8 protein-coding genes and 1 pseudogene are annotated in these 10,234 nt (G+C 52.3%); 3 read left to right on the top strand and 6 right to left on the bottom strand.

All coding sequences use genetic code 11. From position 1 onward, the window contains the following. The coding region (locus IFT98_RS20905; protein WP_192063063.1) for a hypothetical protein at positions 1 to 699 on the top strand (699 nt) is incomplete at its 5' end. 14 nt (positions 700 to 713) lie between these two features. Next, positions 714 to 1,610 carry a ComEC/Rec2 family competence protein gene (locus tag IFT98_RS20900; RefSeq protein WP_197976792.1) on the top strand — a complete coding sequence of 299 codons (897 nt, stop codon included), beginning with the start codon at positions 714 to 716 and terminating at the stop codon, positions 1,608 to 1,610. 85 nt (positions 1,611 to 1,695) lie between these two features. Here IFT98_RS20900 and IFT98_RS20895 read toward each other — a convergent pair whose 3' ends face one another. The 6 genes and pseudogenes from IFT98_RS20895 to IFT98_RS20870 form a co-directional block, all read right to left on the bottom strand. Next, positions 1,696 to 2,874 (bottom strand): patatin-like phospholipase family protein, encoded by a 1,179-nt coding sequence (locus IFT98_RS20895; protein WP_192051410.1) that lies wholly within the window; start codon positions 2,872 to 2,874, stop codon positions 1,696 to 1,698. After that, positions 2,861 to 5,089 carry a Mov34/MPN/PAD-1 family protein gene (locus IFT98_RS20890; RefSeq protein ID WP_192051408.1) on the bottom strand — a complete coding sequence of 743 codons (2,229 nt, stop codon included), beginning with the start codon at positions 5,087 to 5,089 and terminating at the stop codon, positions 2,861 to 2,863. The genes IFT98_RS20895 and IFT98_RS20890 overlap by 14 nt, the downstream gene beginning before the upstream one ends. A 2-nt stretch (positions 5,090 to 5,091) precedes the next feature. After that, positions 5,092 to 6,195 (bottom strand): hypothetical protein, encoded by a 1,104-nt coding sequence (locus tag IFT98_RS20885; RefSeq protein WP_192051406.1) that lies wholly within the window; start codon positions 6,193 to 6,195, stop codon positions 5,092 to 5,094. Between the two features lie 284 nt (positions 6,196 to 6,479). Further along, positions 6,480 to 7,034: pseudogene (locus IFT98_RS20880) on the bottom strand (recombinase family protein). Between the two features lie 151 nt (positions 7,035 to 7,185). Then, entirely contained in the window at positions 7,186 to 8,499 is a 1,314-nt protein-coding gene (locus IFT98_RS20875) for a hypothetical protein (RefSeq protein WP_192051404.1), read from the bottom strand. 105 nt (positions 8,500 to 8,604) lie between these two features. Beyond that, positions 8,605 to 8,919, bottom strand: coding sequence for a hypothetical protein (locus IFT98_RS20870; protein WP_192051403.1), 315 nt, complete (start codon positions 8,917 to 8,919; stop codon positions 8,605 to 8,607). 404 nt (positions 8,920 to 9,323) lie between these two features. Between IFT98_RS20870 and IFT98_RS20865 the strand changes: the two genes are divergently transcribed. Continuing rightward, positions 9,324 to 10,001, top strand: a complete 678-nt coding sequence (locus IFT98_RS20865) for a DUF5710 domain-containing protein (RefSeq protein ID WP_192051401.1) — start codon at positions 9,324 to 9,326, stop codon at positions 9,999 to 10,001. Positions 10,002 to 10,234: the final 233 nt, after the last annotated feature.

Genomic DNA, 10,234 nt, shown 5'->3' with positions numbered 1-10,234 from the left:
ACTCAACCGTTCGATTCCTGTGAGGCGGGTATTTCACCAAATCTGGAAGCCTTTTTCAGAGTTTCCCTAGCTCTCTCCCAGGTGATCGCGGCCAGCATGGGCCTTGTGCTCATTTTCGCATTCGCCGATATGGCTAGGCACAAAGGGAAAAAGCTCCAAGAACGTCTAGGAACGGGCGAAACACCGAATCAATGGCACCGGGGAAATCCCGATGTTCCGGAAGGCTCAAAGGATCGGTATCGAAACTTTATCGCTGAGCAACTGGTCCTCCCCGCACCTACCCCCGAGGATGAGCAAAATTTTCCTCAGCGCTCCACCGATTTTTACCGTTCAGCCAACGCCTGGCTGCGCGAAGAAACACGCGATCACACCGCTTACCCACTTCTCTTTGGCGAAAACATTACGTACGGCTTCCGCCGAAACCTTTCAGGCCTCAAGCCGACCGGCCTGGCGTGTAATTTGGTAGTCCTGCTGCTCTGTGCTGGAATCTTGTACTTCGAACCGAATTATTTTGCCTCACTTCCAAACGTGGGAGAAAAGATTTACTTGACCGTAGCAGCCGTAATTTTGCATTCCGCATACTTAACGGTCGCTGTTAATAAATCGGCAGTGAGAGAAGCCTCTCGCGCCTATGGCCGCCAACTAATCCTAAGTTGTGAAGCTCTAATCCGCACCCACAAATCCAACACAACCAAGTAAGGTGTGCTATGGCAATGATCCGATCTTTTACCGTCGGCAACGGCGACATGTTCTACATAAAGCACCACAGCGACAACTTCACTATCATTGACTGCCAGTTATTCGGCGACCATAAAAAATGGCTAGTCGACGAACTTATTCAAGAATCCAAAGACAAAGGAATTAAGCGCTTCATCTCTACACATCCTGACGAAGACCACCTACAAGGCATAGAGTATCTTGACGAAAAGATGCCTATTCAAAACTTCTACGTCGTGAAAAATGATGCCAACAAACCGGATGAATCAGACTCGTTTAAGCATTATAAAAAACTTCGAGATGGAAGCAATGCTTTTTATGTCTACAAAAACTGTAGCCGTAAGTGGGCCAACGTTAGCGATGATGCACGAGACGGTGCCGGATTAAAATTTCTTTGGCCTGATCTTAACAATGAGGATTTTCAAGCCGCTCTTCAGGCCTCAACAGACGGAAAGGCCTTCAATAACACCTCCCTGGTTGTTCGATACGCGATAGAAGCTGGCCCAAGCTTCCTTTGGCTGGGCGACTTGGAAACGGACTTTATGGAGAAGATATTTGACCATATCGAACTCCCTGAAACGACAATTGTATTCGCACCTCACCATGGCCGAGAGTCGGGAAAACTCCCCGGAAAATGGCTAGAAAAATTGAAGCCCAAGATTATTGTGATTGGTGAAGCACGCAGCCGACACCTAACCTACTATCAGGGTTATAAAAAGATCACTCAAAATAAAGCTGGCGACATAACGTTCATCCCTGATGGGCGAAAAGTCCATTGCTACGCTTCATGGAAAACCTATGGCAAGCGTGACTGGCTCGACGACGAAAACAAGCCAAACGAAGATTTCGGTGTTCGAGATCTTGACTACTACATAGGCACACTTAATTTTTAATCGATGAACAGACCGGCAGCTAAACTGCCCGCTTTAGGTGGGCTGGACGCTAAGAACAAGCCCTGACCGGTGACGGCAGCTCAAACTACTGCCAGTGCTCTTTGAACTGCGCATGGACAATCTGCTCGCCTCGCCCCACCAGTCGTTCGATCCACTCCATGTCCATCGCATTGAAATTTGTTGCATAGCCTGCGGTCGACTCGGCGGTTACCATGTCGCGGTTGGTGAATTTAAGCGTGCCGTCATTTTGCCCAAGATAGGGCAGCAAAAAACCCTTCAGCTTGCCCAGCTCTTTGAGATCAAAGAGACGTTTCATTGCGAGATTCTGGGATCTGGCGAACACACTCTCAAATGATGCATTCATTCGCGCCCCCCACATGGAAGCAGGCTCAGTCACTTCGAGGCCATAGCCAGCCCGACAGGCAATGATCCAGTCATGCTTTGGTAAAGGTAGACTGTCCGAAAAATCACGGTCCGGCCACAGCGGCACCAAACCGAGATTGTCGTATACTCCACCATCCGTGAGCGTGATCCTGTGGGACTTCTCTTCATTGCTTTTGGTGAAGATCAGGCGCTGATCCAGGGCTGGAAGAAATGCTGGATACGCCGCTGAAGCCACGACGGCATCTGCCAGCTCAACATCCGCTGAGCTGGCCGAACCGTATCGCCAGCAGTGGAGCCGGTCCCTAGTATAGTAAAAAGCCGCCTTTGCTCGAAGCTCGCATGCGATCACGATCAGCTGCGGGCGATCTTGCCGAAGATTCTTTAGCAAAGAACTGTTGAAGGTCTTACTGAACACATTTCGCATGATGGTCGTTCGACTGACCTTGCGCAGAAATGGAACGGTATTGGGCCAATGCTCGCCAGGCGTCCACCTCCCCAAAATTCGCTGGCCAATACGCCAGATGGATGCAGCCGACCTCTCGGCTACCAAGGCACTGAAGTACGCCACTGCCTTGACGCCATCTAAGGAAGTCAGCGCCCGTCGAAGAGCGGGCTTGGCGAATCCTTGACGAAGGAGGTCCCGCGCCCTGGCCTCGAATGCCTCAAAGTCACCTGGGTAGCTGCAATAGAGGCCCGCCAGCACACTTCCACCCGAAACGGCAGTGATCGTTGACACACGCTGAAGTACCCCGAGATCGTGCAACGCACGCAAGCAGCCCAAATGGAAGGCCATGGCTCTGGAACCACCGCCCGACAAGGCCAGCGCGATCTTATCGGTATCCTGAACCTGAGAAACCGATAGGACTTCATTCATGCCCATGTGTTAAGACTCCTTCCACCACCCCACACTCAGACCAACCTGCTCGAATCCAGGAATCACGCTCGCCGCAAATGGCCATAATGTGCGGCAACCCTACCGATCCCAGATGAGTTTCGAGGTGCGCAAATACCCCCTCGTCATCATCACTGGGCCTGGCAGGCACGGCTCCAGGGTGGCTATGCCATTCTCCGATGTAGTGCAAACGCCCCGCTGATCCAGCAGCCAATACTTCGATCCGTGGCTTGAGATCTTTTTTGCCACGGATGAAATAGGTCGGGGCTTGTTTGCTGTCGGGGGGAGCCGGAAGCGCCGCGACGACATGAGCCACATTGCGAACCAGATCAAAGGTGCCTATCAGCACACCCCCCGTTTCGTTTCTGCCCGCTTTACGACGAAGCTCCCGCATCGTGCTGACGACCTCGTCCGTCATAGATACACGCATAGCCCCTTCTTGGTAGCGATGTACCCGGTGAACAGGGATAACAACTGCTTGGACAGCCCCCGTCTCAGGTTCCAGCCTCCAGACTTTAAAACATGCGTCATCATTCTCGATTAGCTGTGCCACCTGCCCCGCTGCCAGTCCACAAAGCGTCTGAAGCTGCCAGGGCGGAAGAGGACGCGACAGATCCTGACAGGCATTGGCGTAGCGGATTGTGTCCAACCGGGCAGCGGATAAATGCCCTTTCATACGTGCTTCGGTAGCCACAGACCAAAAGTACTGGGCCTCGATTTCATCAAGCCTGACGACCCGAGATTTATTCTCTGCGAGCACAACCAAGTCGGAACCATCGGGCCCGAAGAAGGCACTGGCCCCTCGTTTCACGGGTTGATCAGCCAGCCAGCCCAACACCGCCGGTGAAGCGCTGAAATCGATAGCGATCTCGGCGTTTGCTACAGCAGCATCCAAAGCAGCCACCTGCTCTCCAGCTGCGAAGATATTGACTGGGATTGAAGCATTCCCGCCGCCTTCAAATACTTGATCTAGCTCCATCTGCAATGTGTATGCCTTCGGATATCCTACCGAGGCATTTTTCTGCACCTGGCGAACCGTGTTGTGCGGCAGGGTGATATCCCCGTCCACCACAACCCAAGGGCCTATGCCGGACCGGGCCGCCATCATGGTCACGTTCGACCCGATAGCACCGGCACCAATTGCCAGCAAAGGGGTATCTGTATTATGCGCCGTGCCCGCAAAATGGCGGGCTGTGGCCCGATCCAGCCGTTGCACGACACGCCAGGGGGCCATGTGAATTGATGATAGGTCAGCGTTACTGACACTCCCGAATAGCTTTGATGTGGTAAGCCCAGTCTTGGCTTCAGTGATCGTGACATCCAGCCGCTCGCCAAGCTCAGCCAGGCTTTGGCCAAGGGTGTAACACCACACCTCCGGCTGCTCGTCCGGACCATCCACCGTACGGCGCTTTGGCACCGTTATGATCATCAAAGGTTGACGATTACGCGCATCGATCAACTGCTCGGGCGAAAGTAACCACTGTGCCAAGTCCTCAACCAAGTCAAAACCAAAGTCCAAACACAGGCTTTGTAGTGCGCCTAAGTCGTATGGCGTGCTGGCAAGACCACGGTGTAGCTGACCAGATAGTTGTGGCGTGTAGATGGCGAAATTTTGACCGACGCCCTCTTTCTCAGACTTCTCTTTCGACATGCCCAGAATGATCTGGCCGTAGTGCTTGTAGGACTGTTGGATGTACCAAGGGCCCTTCATTTCTCCAGGCGGGATGATAAGCGTGTGTGAGCCTGAGAGGATCAACGGCTCCAGAAACTGATCATCATCATGAACAGTGCCAGCGCCCATAGAGGAGAACCAGGCACGAATCCTTTCGACCAACGCTTGACCGGTGAGGTTGGTCGCCAAATCCGACCACGCTTCCTCCCAAATACACAACCCCAACCCGCCCGCTTCACGGTCAAGATTGGTGTGGACCATGCCAACTGGGAAGTCCTCACGCATCGAAAGCACTCGCGGTGGCCAAGCGTCGTCGCTGGACATGAAGATAAGTCGAACTGGCTCCCTGGGCCGGATCGGGACCTTCCGGCGCTGCTCCAGCTCAATCTCAAGCTCGATATCCAGCACATCGAATGCGCAGTCTCGACTGACGCCAGTTAGAGTCGCATAGGGATAGTTCGGAGACTCGCTTAAATACCAGACGACCGAGCGAGCCAACCGAGATCGAGGGGCTTCAAACGCCTCAACCATCATTAAACTCCCGCGCGCGGCGCAGCAGTGGTGATGACCACCTTGGGGGTCTGCTTCCTGATCTTATAGCCGGTGTTCTTGATCTCGATAACCAGTGGCTCAGGCTTAGTCTTTGTGGGGTGCTCCATCGCAACGATCCACTCACCGCCCAACTGGTTGGCAACATCCTTGTAGTATGCAGCCGCCTGCCGGTGAGGAGGCTGTTTGTCCTCATCATTACTTGGTATGACCTTGGAAGTGCTGACCAGCAGCCCACCGGCCTGACCAGCCTCTTCGTACAACCATTTGGAGGTCTCCGTTGGCTCGGTTTTGCTGTCACCCTTCTCATCAGACAGAGACTTGTAGCTACAGTGATGCGGGACGTTATTGATATCCCATTCGAGTCGAGACTCTCGCCCATGATACTTGGTCACCTCGACGATATTGTCGATGACCTCATGAGTGACGTCAGCCGACAAGACCATCTTCGTCTGCTGGCCATCAACCTCAAACGTTGCCTGCATGAAAAGCGCGTCGTTATTCCGGACGCGCACCACATCATCCTGATCACGCTTCCCGAAAGGCGAATGCACGAAGAACTCCACCCCATCGTGTTCCCGGTTGAACTCTGGGCACAGGGTGCCTGCGTCGCTTATCAGGTTTCGGCGCTTCGCGGGATCGATGTCGCGCTCGGTAAGGAAGTCCTCCAGCTCTTCAGGCCGAGAAAAAACCCGTACCCCCTCGCCTTTGATGAAGCGGTGCCGGGCTTCGGCACGAAGGGTGCGGGCTTGGCCTGTGATCCCCTTCTCTAGCACAGCATGGGCAGGAACCCAGAGCGTCTTGATCTTGATTCGGTCATCATCCTGATATTTCTCAGCGTGCTCAAGCCAAAAGATCTCCTTGGCGCGGTGACAATGATCACGGTCCAGATGGGTGAACGCAACAACATCAATGACCTTGTCATCCCCGAGAATGTCGCGCAGCTCTTTTTCAAGGTCGCAACGCTTGTCATCAGCGTCATCGGGGTTATGCATGTCCGCGAAGTCGAAGAGAATTCGACGACCGTTGGCAAGCTCAATCAGGCAGGTATCGGCGTTGCCGATAGGAAAAAACCGAACAATATGCATGCTATGTCCCTCAGGATGGGGCATCGTTCGAGTGGACGATAGCCATTACACACCAGAAGGTCAAAAATACTATATGTAGTTATACCAATGCAACAGAAACACTATGGGTGCTATTTTAAGACCGGACGGCGGGGACGGAGACGCGGCGATTTAGGCCAATGGGATAACACACCCTAATGGGCCATTCGCCTCACCAGTGCATCCGCAACTGGTAGGCGTGGCCGATAGATTCTCTAGGCATAGCATTCGATTCTCCGACAATAGAATATGCAGTCGCCACTGCGTCACCCACGACCCAGTGCAAGGTAAACGGCCGCTCTGTGTACGCCGAAAATCTTTGAAAGCTCCGAGACTAGACGCCCTGCTTCGAGCAACTCACGAGCACGCAGTTTGTGAGGGATTGACCGCATGTTTAGGACCAAATTTTACCCCCCTGTATTTAGTAGCCTACTTGCCTGCACTGGTACGCTCTGCAATCGATGATCGTTCTAAATCTGCAATTCCTGCGAAGACGGTCAAGGTCATCCGTCCTGCCGGGGTTGTCGTGTCAGACCAAGGCTCTGCAAGCGAGCGCAACCCTGCCCCACAGTCCCGTAACAACTCAGCAACGGCCAACAAATCGGAGGTCGACCTGGCGAGACGGTCAAGACGCGTCACGATCACGACATCCCCGTCCCTGAGATGATAGAGCATGCCAGTCAGCTTGGGCCTATCTCGTTTAGTACCACTAACCTTCTCTTCGAAAATCCTAACGCATCCTTGTTCAGCTTACTGAGAATGCTGATGCTCAAGACTCTGGCCCCGTGTTGAAACGCGGCATAACCAATTAAATGGCTCATTATTATTCCATCGCAAATTGCATTCCCGGTTTAACATGATTTACAACAAGCTAACACGCCCCTAAAAACACTAAAACCAGCAAATACAAAACTTGTCGCACAACTTTGCAGTTGTGCGACTGCTGCTGCATTACGAATGTTCTCTAAAACATCACTCCGATGACAGGTTCTTGGATTTAAACATGCGAGCCGGAACATTACCTGAGAAATGCAAGCTGAAAGACGAAGCAAGTTTTGATGGACGGATGCGAACCCAAGGGTCGGCCAATTCGCTTTCTGAGAAGGAGCTATCGAGTTCGAAAGCAAAGGCAACATCGTCGATTCGAAAATCAGTCTTGTCTAAATCGGCCAGCAAGTATCCATTTGAGATAATGCGTATGCGCTCCACCTTCTCTGCGAGCGAGCGACTTAATACTGGCATTATCATAGACTCATCGAAATCCATCAATGACAACACTGGCTCGTACCGAATAAAGCTGTCTGTGCTATAGCTAACAACAACGCGCTCGACTAACTTCCTGCCAACCGCAGAGCTGCATCCGATCTGTACGTACTCATCAAACTGCTCATCTTCCTCTTCTTGACTGGTTTGGGCGCTCACTTCTATCTCAGCCAAACTCTTCCAGCCTAACTTCCACTGACCTGACGCAACTCCGTGAGCAATTCCGGCAAACTCATCAACCTTTTCCTTAATGTCCGTACGAAACCTGTCAGATTTGTCTGTAGATCCAAATAGCAATGAGCAAATATCAAGCTTGGGTTCGCGCAGCCAGATGTAGCAAAACGCTCGAAAATGCCCAATCTCACTGGCATCGTATTCTCTATCAAGCTTGAATTGCACATGCACGCCGGATATAGGTTGCGTAGCCTCTTGCAGAAAAAGCAGCTGTGAAAGCGTAGAGTGCACCTCTTGGAAGCCAGTCGCAATGACTGACTGTATTTCATCCCCCCATTTCGCGAAAAAGCTAGCCTGCTCGGCCTCAGACATCGAAATCCCCAGATACTGAAATCGCGCTGCAAAACCATCTGCGCTATCAAGAGCCACTCGAAGACGCTCACGGTCGAGAATCTCGCAAAAGCTAAAACCTTTGGCTTTTGCCAGAGCTACGAGGTCAGACTTCTCCCCTACCGTAAAATTGACATTGGTGAGAAAGATGAAAACGGACGGGCTTGGAACAGCTGTCCACGCGCTCTCAAGGTCATCGGCGAACTTCGCTCGGGCTGTGCGTTTCTTTTCCTCAATATCTGCGGCTTGGTTAACGAAGCCAACAGCCCCGTAGGCCAGTTCAGTAGCTCTGAATTGTGCTTCGATGTCTCTACCTCCATCAGGACCGCCCCGAGGATGGCGTGGCCGCACATTTGTAAATCGTTTATCCAGTGCGAGTATACTCAGGCACATTTGCTCGCGATGCAGCTGGTTTGTGTCCAAATATCCTTTCAACCGCTCATCTGTTACGTAGGCCATGCTTGATCCTTTTCACCGAGGATTACGAGAGTCGACGGATTTTTCAGAAGGCACTGTCACTTCGGATTTGAGTTACCACTCACGGAGGTAATACCCCCTACATGCTCAGCCAACGGGTGCAGTGGTTGCTTTAACAGGTACGCGAACAGGCCTATCCCCAAAATCGTGTAGATGGTCATATTCCAGAGATTCAACAGCAGTCAGAGTATTTCCTTTCTGGTTGGCAGGCCGTCCCCGAAAAGCGAACGCTGCGACTTGCCATACCGAAATAGCGACGATCCCTCCCATAGCAGAAAGAAATGCGGTTCGCCTGAACAACGAATGAGCGCTGATCTTCTCGACAGCCGAAAGCTTCACATAGCCGAACACCAATGCGCTCACAGCTGTCACACTTTGAAAGACCTGGACAATCAAAGTCATTCACAGCCTCCATCCTCAATCAGCCTAGCTGTGTGGAGGTGGTTTTGGGCATCGGCACCTCCAGCCTGCTCATGCATCCCTTGCTCGTATTCACTAATCAAACTGTTGTCCCTTGACGGGCTGAAATACAGACGCAATTTACAACGGATTATGCCGACTAGTGCACCCCAGACCAGGTATGCCATCAACGCCCCCCAACTGGGCGCTTTCCGCGCAGCGAGTTAGGCGATCTGATTGAAAACCTAAGCACCACGCCCGCCTGCGGTTTATGCCCGCCCACTATCCGACACGACATGCACTCTACCTACGCGATGATTTCTGGGATACTGAGCCTTCAGGCAATACTGGATAGCTCTAGCATGGGCCTCTGCGCTTACTGATGATCACGGTGTATGGATACAGCAATGGAAAGGATCAATCTCGCTGTCCCATTCTCAGAGAAGGATGAGGCGAAATCATTCGGTGCCCGATGGGACCCGTCCCAAAAGACTTGGTACATCCCCGAAGGGGTAGAAATCGGCCCGTTGACTAGATGGCTGGCGGTTACCCAGCACGGGAACTTGGAGCAAGCGCCAGAATTCAGCGTCAGAGCGCAGTACTACTACGTCATGGAGTCAGTTTCGGATTGCTGGGCCTGTTCCACCCCAACCCGCGTGTACTCATTCAAGCTGCCAGAGCAGCACGAACAATTCGATCATTACGTGGAAGAGGATGAGGGCGAAGACTTCGCGCTCACAAGCAACCTCGGTGAGTGGAAATGCTACGGGTATCGCGGTACGGCCTCCAATGTCAGCCGCCTCTCCCCCCGAGTCACCAAGCAGATCTATCGCTTCACCAGCAGGTTCAAACTCGCCTACAGCAAAATAGTAGGCAGGCGTTACTGGATGAATCATTGCGAACACTGTGAAGCCAAGCTCGGCGATTTCTTTATGCATGAAGAGCCTGGTGGAGCATTCTTCCCGATCTCACCCCACGAGGCAAAGCGGATGAAGCTCAAAAGAATCAACGACCGGTTCGATGCAGACTGTAGCGTTGGATATGCAACTGACGACTTTTTCGATTGCATGCAGATTCGCGAGTAATCCTAAATACCCTATTAAGTTGCGCACTGGCCGAAGATTTGACACATCCTACTAAATCGACGTTGGACTCAACAATGGGTATGAGTAAGATAAAGCCGCAACTCGCCGTTAAATCATGAACGAATGCATGCATGTAATTGATGTAATTCGACTGTGCGCTCAGTGTAGTGGTCAACTGATCCCGGACACGACGTTAAGTTTTTTCTCGGCCTGAGCCGGTGGCAGCCCACCAT

It is taken from the genome of Pseudomonas sp. CFBP 8770, from assembly GCF_014841705.1.
Classification (GTDB): Bacteria; Pseudomonadota; Gammaproteobacteria; order Pseudomonadales; family Pseudomonadaceae; genus Aquipseudomonas.
This window is presented reverse-complemented; position numbering and strand designations above follow the sequence as displayed.

Excerpts from the sequence above, each read along its gene's own strand:
- IFT98_RS20890 (WP_192051408.1), bottom strand. The coding sequence starts at position 5,089 with ATGGTTGAGGCGTTTGAAGCCCCTCGATCTCGGTTGGCTCGCTCGGTC.
- IFT98_RS20900 (WP_197976792.1), top strand. The coding sequence starts at position 714 with ATGATCCGATCTTTTACCGTCGGCAACGGCGACATGTTCTACATAAAG.
- IFT98_RS20895 (WP_192051410.1), bottom strand. The coding sequence starts at position 2,874 with ATGGGCATGAATGAAGTCCTATCGGTTTCTCAGGTTCAGGATACCGAT.
- IFT98_RS20875 (WP_192051404.1), bottom strand. The coding sequence starts at position 8,499 with ATGGCCTACGTAACAGATGAGCGGTTGAAAGGATATTTGGACACAAAC.
- IFT98_RS20870 (WP_192051403.1), bottom strand. The coding sequence starts at position 8,919 with ATGACTTTGATTGTCCAGGTCTTTCAAAGTGTGACAGCTGTGAGCGCA.
- IFT98_RS20865 (WP_192051401.1), top strand. The coding sequence starts at position 9,324 with ATGGAAAGGATCAATCTCGCTGTCCCATTCTCAGAGAAGGATGAGGCG.
- IFT98_RS20885 (WP_192051406.1), bottom strand. The coding sequence starts at position 6,195 with ATGCATATTGTTCGGTTTTTTCCTATCGGCAACGCCGATACCTGCCTG.